This window comes from Streptomyces sp. NPDC007264 (assembly GCF_042869095.1).
GTDB lineage: Bacteria > Actinomycetota > Actinomycetes > Streptomycetales > Streptomycetaceae > Streptomyces.
The window spans coordinates 357909-377781 of the sequence record NZ_JBIAFD010000002.1 but is presented as its reverse complement, the minus strand read 5'-3'; the positions used below and the strand labels follow the sequence as shown (position 1 = coordinate 377781).

General features: G+C 73.9%; 18 protein-coding genes. 11 read left to right on the top strand and 7 right to left on the bottom strand.

Going from position 1 to position 19873, the window contains the following annotated elements; all coding sequences use genetic code 11:
* Window positions 1-48: 48 nt before the first annotated feature.
* Window positions 49-1389, top strand: a complete 1341-nt coding sequence (locus ACFYMU_RS04440) for a cytochrome P450 (RefSeq protein WP_388367599.1) — start codon at window positions 49-51, stop codon at window positions 1387-1389.
* A gap of 13 nt (window positions 1390-1402) precedes the next feature.
* Here the strand turns inward: ACFYMU_RS04440 and ACFYMU_RS04435 are convergent, their stop codons facing one another.
* A complete protein-coding gene (locus tag ACFYMU_RS04435; RefSeq protein ID WP_388367597.1) occupies window positions 1403-2647 on the bottom strand; it encodes a cytochrome P450 in 1245 nt (414 codons plus the stop codon).
* Window positions 2648-2883: 236 nt separating this feature from the next.
* Between ACFYMU_RS04435 and ACFYMU_RS04430 the strand changes: the two genes are divergently transcribed.
* A complete protein-coding gene (locus ACFYMU_RS04430) occupies window positions 2884-3228 on the top strand; it encodes a hypothetical protein (RefSeq protein WP_388367594.1) in 345 nt (114 codons plus the stop codon).
* Window positions 3229-3353: 125 nt separating this feature from the next.
* On the opposite strand, the gene ACFYMU_RS04425 is transcribed toward ACFYMU_RS04430, so the two are convergent.
* Window positions 3354-3773, bottom strand: coding sequence for a DUF6114 domain-containing protein (locus ACFYMU_RS04425; RefSeq protein ID WP_388367591.1), 420 nt, complete (start codon window positions 3771-3773; stop codon window positions 3354-3356).
* On the bottom strand, window positions 3773-4435 hold the full coding sequence (locus tag ACFYMU_RS04420; protein WP_388367588.1) for a DUF6230 family protein: 663 nt from the start codon (window positions 4433-4435) through the stop codon (window positions 3773-3775). Before ACFYMU_RS04420 ends, ACFYMU_RS04425 begins: the two co-directional genes overlap by 1 nt.
* A gap of 631 nt (window positions 4436-5066) precedes the next feature.
* Between ACFYMU_RS04420 and ACFYMU_RS04415 the strand changes: the two genes are divergently transcribed.
* The gene (locus ACFYMU_RS04415; RefSeq protein ID WP_388367585.1) at window positions 5067-5729 is read left to right on the top strand and encodes a Tat pathway signal sequence domain protein; all 663 of its coding nucleotides are present in this window, start codon (window positions 5067-5069) and stop codon (window positions 5727-5729) included.
* 92 nt (window positions 5730-5821) lie between these two features.
* Here the strand turns inward: ACFYMU_RS04415 and ACFYMU_RS04410 are convergent, their stop codons facing one another.
* The 3 genes from ACFYMU_RS04410 to ACFYMU_RS04400 form a co-directional block, all read right to left on the bottom strand.
* A complete protein-coding gene (locus ACFYMU_RS04410) occupies window positions 5822-6742 on the bottom strand; it encodes a lytic polysaccharide monooxygenase (protein WP_388367582.1) in 921 nt (306 codons plus the stop codon).
* Between the two features lie 157 nt (window positions 6743-6899).
* A complete protein-coding gene (locus ACFYMU_RS04405; RefSeq protein ID WP_388367579.1) occupies window positions 6900-8168 on the bottom strand; it encodes a cytochrome P450 in 1269 nt (422 codons plus the stop codon).
* The gene (locus ACFYMU_RS04400; protein WP_388367576.1) at window positions 8165-9010 is read right to left on the bottom strand and encodes an alpha/beta fold hydrolase; all 846 of its coding nucleotides are present in this window, start codon (window positions 9008-9010) and stop codon (window positions 8165-8167) included. The genes ACFYMU_RS04405 and ACFYMU_RS04400 overlap by 4 nt, the downstream gene beginning before the upstream one ends.
* Window positions 9011-9145: 135 nt before the next feature.
* Here ACFYMU_RS04400 and ACFYMU_RS04395 point away from each other — a divergent pair, with 135 nt between their 5' ends.
* From ACFYMU_RS04395 to cyc2, 6 genes are all read left to right on the top strand, one after another.
* Window positions 9146-10117 carry an ABC transporter substrate-binding protein gene (locus ACFYMU_RS04395; protein WP_388367573.1) on the top strand — a complete coding sequence of 324 codons (972 nt, stop codon included), beginning with the start codon at window positions 9146-9148 and terminating at the stop codon, window positions 10115-10117.
* A 22-nt stretch (window positions 10118-10139) separates the two neighbouring features.
* Entirely contained in the window at window positions 10140-10919 is a 780-nt protein-coding gene (locus ACFYMU_RS04390) for an ABC transporter permease (RefSeq protein ID WP_388367570.1), read from the top strand.
* Window positions 10916-11734, top strand: coding sequence for an ABC transporter permease (locus tag ACFYMU_RS04385; RefSeq protein ID WP_388367567.1), 819 nt, complete (start codon window positions 10916-10918; stop codon window positions 11732-11734). Before ACFYMU_RS04390 ends, ACFYMU_RS04385 begins: the two co-directional genes overlap by 4 nt.
* Complete coding sequence (gene mdlC, locus ACFYMU_RS04380) at window positions 11731-13353, top strand: benzoylformate decarboxylase (protein ID WP_388367564.1); 1623 nt, start codon at window positions 11731-11733, stop codon at window positions 13351-13353. The genes ACFYMU_RS04385 and mdlC overlap by 4 nt, the downstream gene beginning before the upstream one ends.
* Before the next feature lie 9 nt (window positions 13354-13362).
* Complete coding sequence (locus ACFYMU_RS04375; RefSeq protein ID WP_388367561.1) at window positions 13363-14124, top strand: ABC transporter ATP-binding protein; 762 nt, start codon at window positions 13363-13365, stop codon at window positions 14122-14124.
* A 110-nt stretch (window positions 14125-14234) separates the two neighbouring features.
* On the top strand, window positions 14235-16406 hold the full coding sequence (cyc2, locus tag ACFYMU_RS04370; RefSeq protein ID WP_388367558.1) for a germacradienol/geosmin synthase Cyc2: 2172 nt from the start codon (window positions 14235-14237) through the stop codon (window positions 16404-16406).
* 124 nt (window positions 16407-16530) lie between these two features.
* On the opposite strand, the gene ACFYMU_RS04365 is transcribed toward cyc2, so the two are convergent.
* Window positions 16531-17268: a hypothetical protein gene (locus tag ACFYMU_RS04365; protein ID WP_388367555.1), complete on the bottom strand. Its 738-nt coding sequence runs from the start codon at window positions 17266-17268 to the stop codon at window positions 16531-16533.
* A gap of 94 nt (window positions 17269-17362) precedes the next feature.
* Between ACFYMU_RS04365 and ACFYMU_RS04360 the strand changes: the two genes are divergently transcribed.
* Window positions 17363-18313: a LysR family transcriptional regulator gene (locus ACFYMU_RS04360; RefSeq protein WP_388367553.1), complete on the top strand. Its 951-nt coding sequence runs from the start codon at window positions 17363-17365 to the stop codon at window positions 18311-18313.
* A 384-nt stretch (window positions 18314-18697) separates the two neighbouring features.
* Entirely contained in the window at window positions 18698-19843 is a 1146-nt protein-coding gene (locus tag ACFYMU_RS04355) for a M24 family metallopeptidase (protein WP_388367550.1), read from the top strand.
* Window positions 19844-19873 lie beyond the last annotated feature (30 nt).

Genomic DNA, 19873 nt, shown 5'->3' with positions numbered 1-19873 from the left:
GCGACGCACCGGCCGCATGACGAACCGCACCGGCGAATTGGAGTACGCGTGAGTGCCGTACCACCCCCGGGCTGCCCGGCCCACGAGTCCCTGTACGGGCCCGAGTTCGCCGCCGACCCGGCGGCCGTCTACCGGCGGCTGCGCGAGGCCGGGCCCTTCGCGCCCGTCGAACTGGCCCCCGGCGTCCGGGCCACGCTGGTGGTCTCCTACGACGCCGCCCTGCACGTCCTGCGCAGCCCGGAGACCTTCTCCAAGGACTCCCGCCGCTGGCAGGACCTCGCCGACGGCATCGTCCCGATGGACAGCCCGGTCGTGCCGATGATGGTGCACCGGCCCAACGCCCTGCTCACGGACGGCGAGGAGCACCGGCGGCTGCGCGGGGCGATCACCGACAGCCTCGCCCGGGTCGATCCCCACACCCTGCGCGGCTATGTGGAGTCCAGCGCGGACACCCTCATCGACCGGTTCGCGCCGGCCGGTCGGGCGGATCTGCTCGGCGAGTACGCACAGGTGCTGCCGCTGCTGGTGTTCAACCATCTCTTCGGCTGCCCCACCGAGTACGGGCTGCGGCTCGTCGAGGGCATGTCCGGGATCTTCGACGGCGTGGACGCCGACAAGGCCAACGAACTGCTCAGCACGACCGTGGCGGATCTGGTGGCGCTGAAGCGGGCGAGGCCGGGCGCGGACGTGACGAGCCGGCTCATCGCCCACCCGGCCCGCCTCACGGACGAGGAACTGGTCCACACGCTGGTGCTGCTGATGGGCGCGGGCACCGAGCCGCAGCAGAACCTCATCGCCAACGGCCTGCGGCTGCTGCTGTCGGACGACCGGTTCGCGGGCGACCTGTCCGGCGGAAGCCTGCCGGTGGAGGACGCCCTCGACGAGGTGCTGTGGACGGATCCGCCGATGGCCAACTACGCGGTGCACTTCCCGATCCACGACGTCACCTACGAGGGGGTGCGGCTGCGCGCGGGCCATCCGCTCGTGATCAGTTTCGGAGCCGCCAACACCGACCCCGCCCTGACCGCCGACCAGCGGGCGGGCAACCGCGCCCATCTGGCGTGGAGTGCGGGCCCGCACACCTGCCCGGCGGTCAGCCCGGCCCGGCTGATCGCGGCGGTCGCGGTGGAGAAACTCCTCGACCGGCTGCCGGACGTGGAACTGGCCGTGCCGGTGGCCGAGTTGGTGTGGCGGCCCGGTCCCTTCCACCGGGCGCTGGCCGCGCTGCCCGTGACGTTCCCGCCGGCTCCCGCGGCCAACGCGCCGGCCGCGGGACCGGCCGCCGGGGCGCACCCGCCCCTCCTGCCGGAGCCGGCGTCCGGGCCCGTGGCGGCCGACCGGCCGAGGAACGGCTGGGCCCGGCTGCTGGCGTGGTGGCGCGGGGAGTGACCCGGGACGCCGATCAGGCCAGGCGTACCGGAAGGCTCCGGTGGCCGTTCGAGATGAACGAGTCGACGGGCTCCAGGTCCCCCTCGGGCACGGCGAGCCGGAGGTCCGGGAACCGCTCGAACAGGGTCGGCAGCGCGATGCGCGCCTCCAGCCTGCCGAGCGGTGCTCCCAGGCAGAAGTGGACGCCGTAGCCGAAGGCGAGGTGCTCCTTGTCGGCGCGGGTGACGTCGAAGCGGTCGGCGTCCGGGCCGTACCGCTCCGGGTCGCGCCCGGCGGCGGCGTACGCGGCCAGGATCGCGTCGCCCTTGCGGATCGACACCTCCTCGGGGCCGCCGAACTCGCTCATCACCAGGTCCTCGACGGCGTACCGCAGCGGCAGGCTGGCGACGGGGGCCTCGACCCGCAGGGCCTCCTCGATCACGTCGTCCCAGGCCGCGCGGCCCGCGCGCACGTGCGCCAGCTGGTCCGGGTGGGTGAGCAGGGCGTGGATGGCGTTGTCGATGAGGTTGACCGTCGTCTCGTGGCCGGCACTGATCAACAGGACAAGCGTGTCGAGGAGTTCCTGCTCGGAGAGCCGCGTGTCGCCCTCCTCGTCCCGGGACGCGATCAGCCCGGAGGTCAGGTCGTCACCGGGCGACTCGCGTTTGGACGCGACCAGTTCGCCCAGGGTGGCGTACAGCCGTGCGTAGGTCCCGGTGACTTCCTCCGGGCTCGCCGAGGTGTGGAAGATGCTGTCGACCAGGGTCCGCAGCTCGTCGCCCTTCTCCTCCGGCAGGCCGAACAGTTCGCTGATCACCTGGATCGGCAGCGGGTAGCAGAACTCCTCGCGCAGGTCGACGGGTTCGCCGGTGCTCCCGGCCTGCTCCACCCGGTCGAGCAGCTGCGCGGTGATCTCCTCGATGCGGGGCTGGAGCGCGGCGATGCGGCGGGCCGTGAACGCCCTGGAGACGAGCCCGCGGAGCCGCTTGTGGTCGCCGCCGTACGCGGTGAACATGTTCTGCACCGCGACCCAGGTGAACAGCGGCCACTCGGGGGAGACCTCGCCGTTGATCCAGGTGGGCCAGTGCTGCCGCGGGTCCTTGGAGACCCGGGGGTCGGTGAGCAGCCGTTTCAGCAGGTTCGCGTCGCTCACGGCCCATGCCGGCACCCCGCCGGGGAGCTCGACGAGGGTCACCGGTCCCCGGGCACGGATCCGTGCGGCCTCGCCGTGGATGTCACGACCGGTCGCGTCAATCACTACGGGGGTCGGGTTCCCCATCAGAGCCTCCCTCAATTCGGACGTTCGTACGACGCGACACCGTACGCCGGGCCGGAGCGTCGCCGTGACGGCGGGGGGGTGGCACTGCGTGTGCGCGCAACTTCCCTGCGCGTACAGGCAAGTTCACCAGGGAGCCCGGTCCTAGGGTGATGCCGGAGGGGGTGGGGGGAGGTCAGTTGTTCGGAAGCCTGGGAGGGCTCGTGTTCGGCAGGACGGACGGTGGAGCGCCTCGATGGATGCGCCCCTACAGCGCCGAGGTGCGGACGCTGCCCGCGGGGCGGTGGTGGGACGCGGTCCGCGTGCCCCTCGCGCTCGGGGCGCGCACGCTGCAGCACCTCGGGGACGAGACCGGCGCGGTGATCAAGGACGGTTTCGGGGGCATCCTGTACTGGCTCGTGGTGCCGAACGCGGCGGACGGCTGGCGGCTGCCGGAGGTGCAGGTGCTCGGCTCGGGCTGCCATGTGGCCGTGCCTCCGCTGCACCGTACGACGGGCCCCGGCCTGTACTGGCGTGTCCCGCCTTCCCGTGAACGCGAGTGCACCAGTGCCCACCGCCTCCACTCGGCCCTGACGGCGCCCTGAACTCCGCGGACTCCCGCCGGGCAGGTCCGTCGCCGTCCCGGCCTCGGCGGGCGGGGTCCGGTGGGGGAGCCCCGCGCCGTGTGGCGCGGGGGCGTCGGAGGCCCGCCCGCCGAGGTGCGGAAGGGTCAGGACGTGGCCGTGTCGGCGGTGGGGGACGGTGTGCGACGACGGCGCAGCAGCCCCCGGCGGGGCTCCTGGTCCGGCAGCCAGCCGAAGGCGAGGCAACTGCCCGTCGCCCCCAGCAGCAGACCGATCAGGAAACCGCCCAGGTTGGACGTGAGCCAGGTGCCCAGCGACAGCAGGATGCCGATGATCGAGTAGAACAGCCGCTGCTGCGGATTGAAGAGGATCAGCAGACCGCACAGCAGCATCACGGTCGGCAGCAGATACCCCGCCAGTCCCTGCATGCCGATGTGCATGACGACCTTCAGGGACGCCTTCTCGGTGAGGAGGATCTCCGCCCCGCCCAACGTCAGCAGCAGCCCGCCCCAGAAGGGACGGGCCGCTCGCCACCGCCGGAAGGCGGTTCGTGCCGGGCCGCTCATCAGCAACCCGTGTCGCTGAAGCGGAGCTTGAGCCCGGGCAGCTTGAACACGCCCGCTGTCGTGGCGTAGTTGGTCTGCCGCAGGTTGCCGATGTGCACCGTGTCGGCCTGCTGGCTGAAGACGCCCTTGGGGCCCTGGACCCCCGCCTTGTCCAGCGTGCTCGCGTCGTTGCCGATCTCGATGTTGTTGAACGACGCGTCGCCGGACAGCACGGTCGAGTCGGTGGTCAGATCGCTCGCGCTCACCTTCTCGGCACCGCTGCCCGCGGTGATGAGCAGGTTCGTGCCGCCGAGGTCGACGCTCTGGCACAGCTTGGTGAGCGTCGCGTTCTTGATCGCGGAGGTGACGACCAGCACCTGGCCGCCGGTGTCGCCGGCGTTCGGGCTGTCCTCGGCCATGTTGTCGAGGGAGCCGAACTGCTCGAAACCGGTGCCGTCGAGGTTCGTGGCGGTGACCGTGAACGGCATTCCGGAGATGGCGAACTGGACGCCGAGCGCACCCTCGGCCGTGAGGATCATGAGTCCCGCCGCGATCGCGGTGGCAGGCACCGCCATCACCGCGGCGCGGCGCAGGCGGACCCGCCCGCGTCTTTCGGTCGACCCCTCGTCGGGGCGCTCGGGGGTGGAACCGGTGGACACCGTGGCGTCCGAGGACGAGGCCATGTCTGCTCCTGGGCATAGTCAATGCAAGTAGGGCTTCGCTGGCACGTTGTCCTGGCGCGGACAGCTGGCGCGCACGCCTCCTCACGCCTCCCGGCATGCGCAAGGGCTTACTCGTGGCGCGGCAGTGGGCCGCACAGGAAGTTACCCGGGGTTACAGCAAGGGGTCAAGGGAGTTGTGGCAAAGAGGTGTCGATTATGTGACGCCGGCGCACGAGCCACTCCCGGATCCGGCCCACAAATGCACGTCTGCTTGCGCAGTTGAGCAAGTCTGAGCGCCAACTTGGTTGAAACTTCTTGACGTTGACGGTTGATCAGGTCTACAACTTCCACTGTTTTCCCACGGATCCGTGGCGCCGGATCCGTCGCACGGCGCACGTCGCTCTCCCGGCCCCGTCCCTCAGGGGCGTTGGTGACACCTCTGCAAGGCACCGTGCGATGTACGGATCCATCACACCCGCTCGTGATCCTGTACCACCCCTCCGCGGCACCGGTACGGCCGCCTTCCCCTGTCCGCGGTCCGTCCTCGGTACCCGTTCGTCGCTGTTGGTCCGTCACGTACGGAGAAGGCGTCACGGGCCGGCAGCGGCACCCCACCCGCACAAGCCCCCACTTCGGAGAAGAGGCACCCCCCATGCGTTCGACCCGATCCCTGCTCGCCGTCGCCGGCGCCGCAGCCGCCCTCGCCGTGGCCGCGGCCGCCCCCGCCTCCGCGGACGGCACCGTGCTCACCACCGGCAGCGCGGGCGGCACCGCCGTCGCCGTCGGCGACGTCCTCAACGCGTCGCTCGCCAGCGGCACCGCGGCCACGCTCTACTCCAGCAGCACCGGCACCAGCGGCGTCACCTGCACCTCGTCCTCGTTCACCGCCACCGTCACCGACAACCCGGCCGCGCCCGGCACCGCGACCGAGTCGCTCACCGGCCAGAGCTTCGGCAGCAGCAGCTGCACCAGCAACGTCACCGGTGTCCTGAGTGTCTCCAGCATCAACGTCGACAACCTGCCCTACGCGACCTCCGTCACCTCCGACGGCACGGTCACCGTCACCCCGGCGGCCGGCTCCACCATCCAGACCACGGTGAAGCTGCGCACCCTGCTGGGCACGATCACCTGCGTCTACCAGGCCCCGAGCCTGGTCGGCAAGGCGAGCAACGCCGACAACAGCATCAAGTTCACCAACCAGCAGTTCACCAAGTCCTCGGGCTCGTCCCTGTGCTTCGCCAACGGCTTCTTCACGGCGAAGTACGCCCCGGTGACCGACACCACCCAGGGGGGCAGCCCGGTCTTCGTCAACTGACGGCCGGCGACCCAGGAGGACGACCGCTTCCGGCGCTCCGCGGAGCCGGGGGCGGTCGTCCTGTCCGTGCGGCCGTCGTCGGGTGACCTCCCTCATCCGCGGCGCCGGCGCAGCGCCAGCGCGGTGCCCCCGGCGAGCAGCGCCACCGCCGCGGCGCCGCCCGCCAGCAGCGGCATCGACGGCCCGCCGCCGGAGCGGGGCGTGGTGGCCGCCGCCGGGGTGCCGGGCACGGTGCTCGCCGGGGCGTCCGGCGACGCCGCGGGCCCGGCCGGCGTGGCGCCGGTCCCGGTGGTGCCGGAGCGGCCGGAGGAGGCGGAGGCGTCCGTGGTGCCCGGGGTTCCGGACGCACCCGGGGCCCCGGAGCCACCACGGGCACCGGACGCGCCCGACGCCGGGAACACCACGTCCGAGCACGAGTAGTACGTGTCCGTCGTGCTCGAGTTCTGCCAGATCGTGTAGAGGACGTGGTGCCCCGACCGGTCCGCCGGAAGCTTCACCCCGATCCGGTAGGCGCCCTTGACCAGCGGCGGGTCCGTGACCTGGGCGAACGGCTCGGCCGGGAGATCGGCCCAGGTCAGCGGCTTGGCGGCGTCGTACCCCTGTTTCGTCAGGAACAGCTTGAACGTGCCCGCGTGCGGGATCGTGGAGCTGTACGCCATCGTCAGCGACGCGCCCGGCCCGAGCCGTGTCGACGGCCAGTCGGGGCGTGCCAGGTCGAGGCCCCGGTAGGCGGGCAGTCCTCCGCTGCACAGCCGGCCGTCCGGAATGAGCTGCCGGTCCCGGCCGTTCACGTCCGCGACCCGGAGGTTGTCCCAGGCCGTGAACGGCGCGCCGTTCGCGGCGACCGCGGCCCGGCACGCGGCGCTCCCGGCTCGGTCACCGCCCTCGGGCGAGCACGCGACCACCCGGCTGACCGGGTCCGTGGGCGCGCCGTGGGCGAGGGCCGGGGTTGCGGACAGCAGCGTGACCGCCACGGCGACGACGGTCGCGGCGGTGGTGCGGGGTGCGGTCATCCGGGTCTCCAGGGCGCGTCGGTCCGGCGGGTGCGTGCCGAGGAGTACGGGCCCGCGAAGCGGGGCGTTCAGACGCGGGGCGCCACCGAAGCGGGGCGTTCAGACGCGGGGCGTTCAGACGCGGGGCGCCACCGAGCCGGGGAGCGGAACCCGGCCGTCAGGCGATCCGCAGGGTAAGGGACTTGATGCCGTTGATGAAGTTCGAGACGAGCCTCCTGGGCGGCGCGGCCAGGCCGGGCGCCGCGGGCAGGACGCGCAGCGCCTCCTCGTAGAGCACCCGCAGCTGCAGCCGGGCGAAGTGCGCCCCGAGGCAGACGTGCGGGCCGTCCCCGAAGGAGACGTGCGGGTTGGGCGTCCGGGACAGGTCGAGCCGGTCCGGTGCCGAGAACACACGCTCGTCCCGGTTGGCGGAGGCATGGAAGACCACCACCTTGTCGCCCGCCCGGATGCGCACGCCGGCCAGTTCGGTGTCGACGGCGGCGGTCCTGCGGAAACTCAGCACGGGCGGATGCCAGCGCAGCAACTCGTCCACCGCGTCGGGCAGTCGGTGGCGGCCGGCGCGCAGCTCCTCGTACGCCACCGGGTGCTCGGCCAGCGCCAGCAGGCCGCCCGGTGCCGCACCGCGCACCGTGTCGTTGCCCGCGACGGTCAGCAGGAAGAAGAACATCTCCAGTTCGGGTGCGCCGAGTTCGGGGTCGGTGGCCAGCGTGGTCATGATGTCGTCGGCCGGATGGTCCCGCTTGTACCCGGCCAGGCGGTGCGCGTACGCGAACATGTCCCGCAGCGCGGCCGGAGAGCGCGGATCGACGGGCCGCCCCGCCGTGTCGGTCACCGGCGCGCCCGCCTCGTCGGGGTCCTGGTAGCCGATCACGCGCCGGGTCCAGTGCAGCAGCAGGCCACGGTCGGAGTCGGGTACACCGAGCAGGTCGGCGAGGTTGAGGACGGCGTAGTCGTCGGTGACGGCGGCGACGACGTCGCAGGTGCCGTCCTCCGCGCGCGCCCGATCGAGGGCGCCGGCGAGCAGGGTCCGGGCGCGGTGGCGCGCGACGGCCGTGAAGCGGTCGATGCGGCGCGGGGTGAAGGCACGGCTGACGAGCCGCCTGAGCCTTCCGTGGTCCGGCGGGTCCTGATTGAGCATCATGCGCCGGATGAAGGGCAGGTCCTGCGGGTCGGGGTCGCGGATCTGGGTGGCGCCGAGGTGCGAGGAGTACGTCGCCGAGTCCTTGAGCACGCGCACGACGTCCGGGTGCCGGGTCACCGCCCAGAACCCGGGCCCGGCGGGCCAGCCGAGCACCTGCGGCTCCTCCTGCCAGGCGACCGGGTGGTGATCGCGCAGGGTGCGGTACGCGGAGTGCGGGACGCCGTCGGCGTACCGGCGGGGGTCGAAGACGTCGGGGACGGGCACGGCGGTCTCGCGGACGCTCACGCGCCGGAGCCTTCCGTGCCCTGCGGCCGCCGGCCCGCGCCCTGCCCGGCGCCCGGCGCCGGGCAGGCCTCCGGGTCGTCCGCGCGCAGGAAGTCCTCCACGGCCCGGACCAGGTCGAGCGGCGTCTCGTCCATCGCGTAGTGGCCGGCCGAGGGCAGTTCGAGGAGGGAGCCGTGCGGGTACCAGCGCAGCCAGGTCTCCCGCAGCAGCCCCGCGGTCAGCGCCGGATCGAGAGCGCCCGCGACGGCGAGCGCGGGTACCGCCGACCCGGTGACCTCGGTGTGGAAGTCCTCTCCGGCCCAGGAGTCCAGCCACTGCCGGAACGCCTTGGCGTCGCTGTGCGCCAGCGAGCGCGCGACCATCCGGTCCAGCCAGGCGGCCGGCCGCCGGCCGCCCGTGGTGAGGTCGATGATGGCGCGCCGGTTCTCGGGCCGGTGCGCGGCGTCGGCGAACAGCTCCCACTGCTCGGCCGGCATCGGCATCCCGGAGGCGGGGACGGGCGAGATCCCCACGATCCGGCGCAGCCGTCGCGGGGCGAGGGCCAGCAGCCGCTGGGCGACGGCGCCGCCCATCGAGTGCCCGACCACCGAGAACCGTTCCCAGCCCAGCCGGTCGGCCAGTTCGACGAGGTCGGCGGCGGCCTCGGCGGTGGTGAACGCCCCGGGCGCGTCCTTCGCCGCCCCGTATCCGCGCAGATCCACCAGCGCGTAGGAGAGGGCGCCGCGGTCGAGGTCCGGCAGCACCGCCGCGTACGCGGCCCGGTCGGCGAACCAGCCGTGCACCGCGAACACCTTGTGGGCGCCGTCGCCGTGCACTTCATGAGGCAGCACGAAGGAGGTCATGCGACCACCGTGGCCCGGGGGGCAGAGGTCGGCAAGGGGGCGGGCGGCGCGTTCGCCCCGCGCATTCCGTCACGGCACGGGCACTTGACGTTCCCTATGTGGTGATCATGTCAAACGACTGGTAGGTATGCATGCATGGCGTTACCTCGACTGCGCTCCGGAACGGGAAGACTGGCGGCGGCGCTGGCCGCCCTCGCCCTGGCGGTCACCGCCTGCGGCGGCGACGGGAACTCCACCTCCCCCAAGAGCGGGCGGCAGCGGATCACCGTGGCCGCCGTCCCGCTCGCCGACGAAGCCGCGCTCTACCTCGCACAGGATCGCGGGCTGTTCCGCAAGGAAGGGCTGGACGTCCGCATCCAGCCCGTGCAGCAGAGCATCCAGGCGCTGCCCGCGCTCGCCAAGGGGCAGGTCGACCTCATCGCCGGGGCGAACTACGTGACGTTCCTCCAGGCGTACGACAAGGGGACGCTGGACCTGCGCATCGTCGCCGAGGGCGCCCGGGCCGCGTCGCACATGATGGACGTGCTGGTGCCCAAGGACTCGCCGATCAAGAGCGTCTCCGACCTCAAGGGCAAGAAGGTCGCCGTCAACATCCTCAACAACATCCAGTCGCTCACGCTCGACGCGATCCTCGACGCCCGGGGCGCGGGGCGGCCCGTGTACCGGCAGATCACCTTCCCGCAGATGGGCCCCGCCCTGCAGAAGGGACAGGTGGACGCCGTGCACGCGGCCGAGCCCTTCGACAGCGCCCTGCAGAGGGATCTCGGCGCACGGGTGCTCGTGGACGGCGCGTCCCCACCGGTGCGGCTGATCCCGATCAGCGGGTACGTCACCACGGGCCGGTTCGCCGCGAAGAACCCCGGGGCGGTGGCCGCGTTCCAGCGCGCGCTGGCCGCCGCCGCGGCCCTCGCGACGCGGACCCCGGACGCCGTACGCCGGGAACTGCCCACGTTCACCAAGGTGACCGCCGGCCAGGCGAGGACCATCCGTCTGCCGGCCTATCCGGAGAAGGCCGACGTGGCGCAGCTGCGACGGCTCGTCGCGCTGATGCGGGCGCAGGGACTGCTGACGAAGGACGTCGATCCCGGATCGCTGTTGGTGAAGTGAGCGGCGACGTCGGGTGGCTCGGATGAGGCGACGGCGGGAACTGGGGCTCGGCGCCCTCGGCGTGCTGCTCGCCTTCGGCGTCTGCGAAGCCGTGAGCCGGGCCGGGATCGTCCGCGAGAGCTATCTGCCACCGGCGTCCCGGGTGACCGCGCGAGCCGTCGAACTGGCGGGCGACCCGGTCTTCCTGAACGGTGTCGCGGCGACCCTGAGGGCCTGGGCACTCGGACTCGGCCTCGCCTGCGCGCTCGCCGTCCCGGCCGGGCTGCTGCTCGGCAGTGTGCCCGTGGCCGACGCCGCGGTGCGGGCCGTCGTGGAGTTCCTGCGGCCGCTGCCGTCCGTGGCCCTGATCCCGTTGGTCTCCCTGCTGCTCGGCTCCGGCACCCGGACCGAGGTCGCGCTCATCACGTACGCCTCCGTGTGGCCGGTGCTCTTCAACACGGTGTACGGGCTCGGCGGGACGGACCCCCTCGCCAAGGACACGCTCCGCGCCTTCGGCTTCGGCCGGCTGTCGGTCCTGGTCCGCGTCGAACTCCCCGCCACCGCGCCCTTCATCGCGGCCGGGATCCGCATCTCGGCGGCCGTCGCGCTCGTCCTCGCCGTCGCCACGGAGATCCTGTCCGGCTTCGGCGAAGGGCTCGGCATCTTCATCGCCCAGGCGGAGTCGGCGACGGACGGGGCGCGGGACGTACTGGCCGGGGTCGTGTGGGCCGGAGGTCTCGGGCTGGTGATCAACGAGGTGCTGGAGCGGGCGGAGCGGCGGCTGTTCCCCTGGACGCCGGAACGGCGGGGAGCGCCGACGTGACGCGGGGGCGTACGCGGCGGGCGCGTGCCGTCGCGGTGCGCGGCGCCCTGCTGCGCTGGGCCGTGCTCGCGGCCGCCGTCGCCGGCTGGGAGTCCGCCGCGCGCGCCCACGGCAGCGTCTACTTCCCGCCGCCCGGCCGGATCGCGCGCCACGCCTACGACCTGTGGTTCTCCGGACCGGCCGGGCACGCCTTCCTGACCCGGGAGGCCCTCGACACCATCCTCCCCAGCCTGGGGCGGATGACCGCGGGCTTCGCCGTCGCCGCCGTCGCCGGCATTGCGCTCGGCGTGCTGCTGGGACGCTCGCGCCGGGCGTACGCGCTGTGCAACCCCGTGCTGCAGTTCGCGCGCGCCGTGCCGCCGCCCGCGCTCGTCCCCGTCTTCGTGGTGGTCTTCGCGTTCGGCACCCCGATGCAGCTGGCGTCCATCGTGTTCAGCGCCGTCTGGCCGGTCCTGATCAACACGGCGGAGGGGGCGCGCGCCACCGACCCGCTGCGCCTGGAGGTCGCCGCCGTGCTGCGGCTGACGGCCGCCGAGCGGCTGTGGCTGCTCCACCTGCCGTCCGCGCTGCCGCGCATCTTCGCGGGGCTGCGCCTGAGCCTGTCGCTCTCGCTCGTCCTCATGGTGTTCTCGGAACTGCTGCCCGGTACCGCCGACGGCATCGGATTCGCGCTCACCGACGCCCAGTCGCGCTCCGACCTGCTCACCGTGTGGGCGGTGCTGGTGCTGCTCGGCGTCCTCGGGAACCTGCTCAACACCGGCCTGCTCACAGTGGAGAAGCGGCTGGCCGGACGGGGAAGGGAAGGTGCCGCATGACCGAGCGGACCGTTCTGGAATGTGCCCTGGAGTTCTTCCGGGACACCGGTATGACCACCGTCTTCGGCAACCCGGGCTCGACGGAGCTGCGCATGTTCCGGGACTGGCCCGGCGACTTCACCTATGTGCTCGGACTCCAGGAGTCCGTCGCCGTCGCCATGGCCGCCGGACATGCGATAGGAACCCGCCGCGCCGCCCTGGTCAGCCTGCACTCGGCCGGCGGGGTCGGCCACGCCCTCGGCGCCGTGTTCAACGCCCACCGCGACCGCGTCCCGCTGGTCGTCGTCGCCGGGCAGCAGTCCCGTGCCCTGCTCCAGCTGCGTCCCTTCCTCGGCGCGGACGAACCGGCCCGGTTCCCGCGCCCCTACGTGAAGTTCAGCCGCCAGCCGGAACGCGCGGCCGACGTGCCGGCCGTGCTCGCGGAGGCGCACCGGATCGCCATGGCGCCGCCGCGCGGGCCCGTCTTCGTCTCCGTGCCCGAGGACGACTGGGACCGGCCGGCGCACCCCGTGGCGCCGCGCGCCGTGCACGCCTCGTACACGGCCGACCCGCAGGCGCTGCGCGGCCTCGCCGCGCGCCTCGACGCCTGCGCCCACCCCGCCCTGGTCGTCGGCCCGGGAGTCGACGACGAACACGCCCTGGACGAGGCGCGCGCCCTGGCCGAGCGGCTCCGTGCCGCCGTGTGGATCAGCCCGCTCTCGGGCCGCTCCGGGTTCCCCGAGTCGCACCCCCTCTTCCAGGGGTTCCTGCCGCCGGTCGCCGACCAGCTGGCGGCGCGCCTGGAACCGTACGACGTGGTGGTCGCCCTGGGCGCGCCCCTGTTCACCTACCACGTGCACACCGAGAGCCCGCCGCTGCGCCCGGGCACCGAACTGTTCCACCTGGACTGCGACCCCGCCCAGGCGGCCTGGCTGCCCACCGGTACGAGCATCGTGACGACCCTCAAGCCGGCCCTGACCCGGCTGACCTCCCTGGTGGCCGGCTCCGGCCGCACGCCGCCCCCGCCCCGGACCCCGCGCCCGCCCGCCGCCCCGGGTGCGCTGACCCCCGAGCTGCTCTTCGACCTCCTCCAGGAGCGGCTGCCCCGCGACCGGGTGCTGGTCGAGGAGGCCCCCAGCCACCGCGACACCCTCCACGCGCGCGTGCGCGTCGACGCCGACGGCGGCTTCCTCACCACCGGCAGCGGCGCGCTCGGCTGGGGCCTGCCGCTCGCGGTGGGCCGGGCGCTCGCCGACCGGCGCCGACTGGTGTGCGTGGTCGGCGACGGCTCGGCGCTCTACTCCGTGCAGGCCCTGTGGACCGCGGCCCGGCACCGGGCGCCGGTGACGTACGTGCTCGTCGACAACGGCGGCTACGGCGCGGTCCGGGCGCTGGGGCGCCGCATCGGCATCGCCCCGGTCCCCGGCACCGACATCGGCGGCATCGACTTCGCCGCGCTCGCCGCGTCGTTCGGCTGCCCGTCGGCGTACGTCGACGACGCCGGGACCCTCGCCCGGGCCCTGGACCGGGCGCTGGCGGCGGAAGACGACGAGGGCCCGTTCCTGCTGCACGTCCGGGTGACGGGCGGGGACGGCGCACTGTACGCCGGGCACGACGCCGGCATCCCCTGGGCCGGGTGAGCCGGCCCCATGCTCGAACTGGAGGCGCTCGGTCAGCGCTACGGCGACCACGTCGTCCTGCGCGACATCGGCCTCACCGTGCCCGACGGCCAGCTCCTGTGCGTGGTGGGCCCGTCCGGCTGCGGAAAGTCGACACTGCTGCGCACCATCGCCGGACTGCTGCCCGCGCACGGCGGGCGGATCGTCCTCGACGGGAGCCCGGTGACCGGCGTTCCGGACCGGCTCGCGGTCGTCTTCCAGGACTACGGCCGCTCGCTCTTCCCCTGGCTGTCGGTGCGGGAGAACGTGGCGCTGCCGCTGCGCCGCCAGGGACTCGGCCGGGCCGCGCGACGCGCGGAGGCCGACCGCATCCTGGAGCGGGTCGGCCTCCGCGACGCGGCCCGCCGGCACCCCTGGCAGCTCTCCGGCGGAATGCAGCAGCGGGTCGCCATCGCCCGCGCGCTGGTCTGCCGCCCGGCCCTGCTGCTGATGGACGAACCGTTCGGCTCTCTCGACGCCCAGACCCGCGAGGACCTCGAGGACTTCCTCCTCGAGGTCCACCGCACGGACGGCGCGACGATCCTGTTCGTCACGCACGACATCGACGAGAGCGTGTACCTGGGCGACCGCGTGGTGGCCCTGTCCCGGGGGCCGGCCGCGCGGATCGCCCTGGACCTGCCGGTCCCGCTCCCGGGCGCACGGGACCAGATCGCGACCCGGAGCCTGCCGGAGTTCGTGGCGCTGCGGACGCGGGTGGGGCGGGCGGTGCGCGGCGGGGGCGCCATCGGCTGAACCGGCGGCGTGCGCCCCGCTCACGCGATCTCGCGCCCCCGGTTCACGCGATGGGGGGAGCATGTCCCGGTGCGCGGATGGCCCGCCCCGGCCCCGGGTAGGGCCCGGCCATGACGCAGCCGTTCGTACTCCCCCGCTTCTACATGCCGTACCCGGCACGGCTGAACCCGCATGTCGACGAGGCGCGCGCCCACTCCGCGGAATGGGCGCAGACCATGGGCATGCTGGAGGGCTCCGGCGTCTGGGAGCGGTCCGACCTCGACGCGCACGACTACGGACTGCTCTGCGCGTACACCCACCCCGACTGCGACGGCCCGGCCCTCTCGCTCATCACCGACTGGTACGTGTGGGTGTTCTTCTTCGACGACCACTTCCTGGAGACCTTCAAGCGCACCCGGGACCGCGCGGCCGGCCGGGCGCACCTGGACCGGCTGCCGGCGTTCATGCCGCTGGACCTGTCGGCGCCCGTCCCCGAGCCGGAGAACCCCGTCGAGGCCGGGCTCGCGGACCTGTGGGCGCGCACCGTGCCGTCGATGTCCCCGCACTGGCGGCGGCGGTTCGCGGTCGCCACCGCGCATCTGCTCGACGAGTCGCTCTGGGAGCTGTCGAACATCGACGAGGGGCGGATCGCCAACCCCGTCGAGTACATCGAGATGCGCCGCAAGGTGGGCGGCGCCCCGTGGTCCGCGGGGCTCGTCGAGTTCGCGACCGCCGAGGTGCCCGCCCGGGTGGCCGATGCACGGCCGCTGCGCGTGCTCATGGAGACGTTCGCCGACGCGGTCCATCTGCGCAACGACCTCTTCTCCTACCAGCGCGAGGTGGAGCAGGAGGGCGAACTCAGCAACGGCGTCCTCGTCCTGGAGACCTTCTTCGGCTGCGGCACGCAGGAGGCCGCCGACACCGTCAACGACATCCTCACCTCGCGGCTGCACCAGTTCGAGCACACCGCGCTCACCGAAGTGCCCGCGCTGGCCGTGGCGAAGGGCCTCACCCCGGACGAACTGGCGGCCGTCGCCGCGTACACGAAGGGCCTCCAGGACTGGCAGTCCGGCGGCCACGCGTGGCACCTGAGGTCCAGCCGCTACATGAACGAACGGGCCCGCACCGCGGAGCGGCCCCCCGGCCCCACCGGCATCGGCACGTCCGCCGCCGATGTGCGCGGGCTGCTCGCCGGCGCCGGGGCCGAGAGGCTGCGCGCGTACACCCATGTCCCCTTCCAGCAGGTGGGACCCTCGCTCGTCCCCGACCTCCACATGCCCTACGAGGTGGAACTGAGCCCGCACCTGGACGGCGCCCGCAGCCGGCTCCTGCCCTGGGCACGGCGGACGGGCATGCTCCAGGAGGGCGTCTGGGACGAGGACAAGCTGGCGGCGTTCGACCTGCCGTTGTGCGCCGCGGGCCTGGACCCCGACGCGACACCCGAGGAACTGGACCTCAGCTCACGGTGGCTGGCCTGGGGCACGTACGGCGACGACTACTACCCGCTCGTCTTCGGCCACCGCCGTGACCTCGCGGCGGCCGGGCTGTGCACCGAGCGGCTGTCGTCGTGCATGCCCCTCGACGGCGCCGAACCCCCGGTCCCCGTCAACGCGATGGAGCGCGGACTGATCGACCTGTGGGCACGCACCACGGCCGGAACGACTCCCGGGCAGCGACGCGCCCTGCGGGCCGCCGTGGACGGGATGACCGAGGGCTGGCTGTGGGAGCTGTCCAACCAGCTCCAGAACCGCATCCCGGATCCCGTCGACTACCTGGAGATGCGGCGCGCCACCTTCGGCGCCGACCTCACCAAGAACCTGTGCCGCGCGGGCCACGGGCCCGCGGTCCCGCCGGAGGTGTACCGCAGCGGAGCGGTTCGCGCGCTGGAGAACGCGGCCGTCGACCACGCGATGCTGGTCAACGACGTCTTCTCGTACCAGAAGGAGATCCAGTACGAGGGCGAGTTCCACAACGCCCTGCTCGTCGTGCAGAACTTCTTCGGCTGCGACTACCCGACGGCCGTGCGCATCGTCAACGACCTGATGACCGCGCGGATGCGGCAGTTCCAGCACGTGGCCGCCCACGACCTGCCCGCCCTGTACGAGGACCTCGGGCTGGACGAGGCGGCCCGCGCCGTCCTGGACGGCTATGTCGCGGACCTGCGGCACTACATGTCCGGCATCCTGAACTGGCACCGCGGCTGCCACCGCTACGGCGCGGCCGACCTGGCCCGCCGCGCCCACGGCTTCGTACCGGACCGCGCGCCGGCGTCCCCCCGGTGGGCGGCACCGGTGCCACGCTGACCGCGCGCCGGCCGCCGACGCCGGCAGGAACGCGGGCACGACGGCCGCGGCCTGAGGGCGGCCGCGCGCCCGACGGCCCGCGCCGGGCTCCGGGCCGGGCTCCGGGCGGGGCTCCGGGGGCGGGTCAGCCGGTCCGTGCCTCCTCGCGGGCGGCCGCCCGCGCCACGGCGGCTCGCGCCAGCGCCCGCACCACCGGGTGCGGGCGCGAGCCGTCGCCGCTCAGTTCCGGCTGGAAGAGGGTGGCCAGGAAGAAGGGATGGCCGGGGAGTTCGGCGATCCGGACCTGGCCCTCCTCGTCGTGGCCGCTGAACCGCAGCCCGTGCGCGCGCAGACGGTCGAGGTGGCGGGAGGGCCCGTACGAGCAGAAGTACCGCTCGACGGTCCGTGCGGAGCCGATCACCGAGTGGGCCAGCGAGTCCGGCTCGACCACGACCGCCGCCTCGTGGCCCACCAGGGAGCAGGCGAGCGGCTCGATGAGGACGTCGTCGGCGTCCGGGTCGTTCTCGGCGTGCGCTGCCTCGGTCAGGCCGCAGACGGTGCGCGCGTACTCGAGCAGCGCGTGCTGGAAACCGCCGCACGTGCCGAGGAAGGGGATGCCCTCCTCGCGCGCGCCGCGGATCGCGGCCAGCACGCCCGCCTCGCTGCGGTAGGGGCTGCCCGGCACGGCCCACACCGCGTCGAAGCCGTGCAGCGCGCCCGTGTCCCCGGCCTCCTCGGAGGGGATCCAGTAGGCGTCCAGGACGAGCCGGTCGCGCTCGGCGAGCGCCTCCAGCAGCAGCGGGATGCGGGTGTGCGAGACGACGGCGGGGGAGCGGTCGCCGACCAGGGCGAGACGGGCGGTGTGTGCGACGTGGACGTTCATGCGGACCATGCTGGGTGCCCCTCCCGTTCACGTCCAACGATGATTCCTGGAGGCTCGATAAGCGACGCTGATGGTGTGCGGGATGCTGGGCGGCATGGACCCGCACCTGCTGCGTACGTACGTCACCGTGGCCAGGCTCGCCTCCTTCTCGGAGGCGGCGCGCGAGCTGGGCTACACCCAGTCCGCGGTGTCACAGCACATCGCCGCGCTCGAACAGGACCTCGGCGCACCCCTGCTGACCCGGCGTCCGGTCACGCCCACCGCGGCGGGCGAGCGTCTCCTGGAACACGCCGGGCCGCTGCTGCTGCGGCTGGCGGCGGCGCGGGCCGACGTCGTCCGGCTGGCGGCCGCGCCGCCGTTCGGCGTGACGCTGGTGGCGACGCCGACCGCGCTCGGGCCGCACGTCCTCGCCGCGCTGCCCGCCGCCGGCGTCACGCTGCGCGTGCTCACCCGCGACGACATCCCCGCCGCGGTCGCCACGGGCGGCGCCGACCTGGGCCTCGTCGACGGGATCGCCGCGCCCAGCGATCCGCTGCGGCTGCCCGACGTGGCGCCCCTGAGGACCGAGGGCGTGGGTGAGGAGACCGTGTGCGTCGTCCTGCCTCGCACCCATCCGCTCGCCGGACGCGCCGGGCTCCGGCTCGACGATCTGGCCGACGCCCGCTGGCTCGACGCGCCCGACGCCGGCCTGCCGCTCGCCCGGTTCCGCACCGCGACGGGCAGCACCGGCTTCCGCCGGGCCCTGCGCTACGAGGGCACCGAGCTGCGCGCGCTCACCGCGCTGGCGGCCGCCGGCCACGGACTGACGGTCCTGCCGCGCTCGGCGGCCACCGGCCTACCGGGCGCGGTCGCCGTCCCGCTCACGGCACCGCGGGTGGTGCACCGCACGGAACTGGTGCACGCCGGTGCCCTGCGCGGAGCGGCGGCGGCGCTGGCCGAGCGGTTGCTCGAACGGGGGCGGCGGACGGCGGGGCGAGCCGGGTCCGGGCGCGCCGCGCGGGACGGACGTTCCGGCCGCCCCGCGCCGCCCGACGCGAGCGCGTGACCCGGTGCACGGCGCGGTGGTCTCACTCGTTCGTGGAACGCGACGCGCCGACGCGCGGGGCAGAACCCGGTCCGGGAGGGCGGGAAGCGATCCGTGAAGCGGACCGGGGCGCTCCCCGCCCCCGGCCCGGCGGGGAACCGGCGGCGGCCCACCGCCGCCGCCCGCCGCCTGGCTCCGGTCCGTACGGCGGCCCGTCACGCGCCGCCTGGCTCCGGTCCGTACGGCGGCCCGTCACGCGCCGCCCGCGACACGCCCGGCCGGGGACCGTGCCCCGCGTCGCCCGGCCCGCGGGCCGCCATGGTCGCGATGGGCTCGCATCCACCCCGGCGGAAGGGCAGGATGCTGCCCGTAGACCCTGGGAGCTCCGGAACCGCGGAGGTATGGATGACCGGCACGTCCACGCAGCCCGAGAGCGGCGGCCCCGCGCCCTTCACCGTCGCGGACCACGCGGCCCGGATGCGGCGCGCCGCGGAGGCCGCCGAGGCGGCGGGGCTCGCCGGGCTGCTGATCGCGCCGGGACCCGACCTGGTGTGGCTGACCGGGTACCGGCCGGTGCAGACCGAGCGCCTCACCCTCCTGGTGCTGCGGGCCGGACACGACCCCGTCCTCGTCGTGCCGACCCTGGAGGCGCCCGATGCGGCGGAGGCGGCCGGAGGGCCCGCGCTGACGCTGCGCGACTGGACCGACGGCAAGGACCCCTACGAGGCGACCGCCTCCGTGCTCGGGACCGGCGGCCGCTACGGCATCAGCGACAACGCCTGGGCCCTGCACCTGCTCGGCCTGCGCGAACGGCTCCCGGGCGTCGACCACGTCGCCCTCACCCGCGCCCTGCCCATGCTGAGGGCCGTCAAGGACGCCGCCGAACTCGACCGGCTGGCGGCGGCGGGCGCGGCGGCGGACGCGACGTACGAGGAGATCCTGAAGGTTCCCTTCGCCGGACGCCGCGAGCGGGAGGTCGCCGCCGACCTGGCCGATCTGCTGCGGCAGTCCGGGCACACGCAGGTCGACTTCACCATCGTCGCCTCGGGCCCCAACGGCGCCAACCCGCACCACGAGGCCGGTGAACGCGTCATCGAGCACGGCGACATGGTCGTCCTCGACTTCGGCGGCCTCAAGCACGGCTACGGCTCGGACACCTCCCGCACCGTCCACGTCGGCGAACCGACCGACGAGGAGCGCACCGTGCACGACCTGGTGCGCACCGCCCAGGAGGCGGGTTTCCGGGCCGTCGGACCGGGGGCGGCCTGCCAGGACGTCGACCGGGCGGCCCGCGCCGTCATCGCCGACGCCGGGTACGGCGAGTACTTCATCCACCGCACGGGGCACGGCATCGGCGTCACCACCCACGAGCCGCCGTACATGATCGAGGGCGAGGAGCAGCCCCTCGTCCCCGGGATGTGCTTCTCCGTGGAGCCCGGCGTCTATCTGCCCGGCCGCTTCGGCGTCCGCATCGAGGACATCGTGACGGTGACCGAGGACGGCGGACGCCGGCTCAACACCACCCCCCGCGAGATGGCGACGGTCGGCTGAGGGGACAGGGGTACCCGGTACACCCGCGAG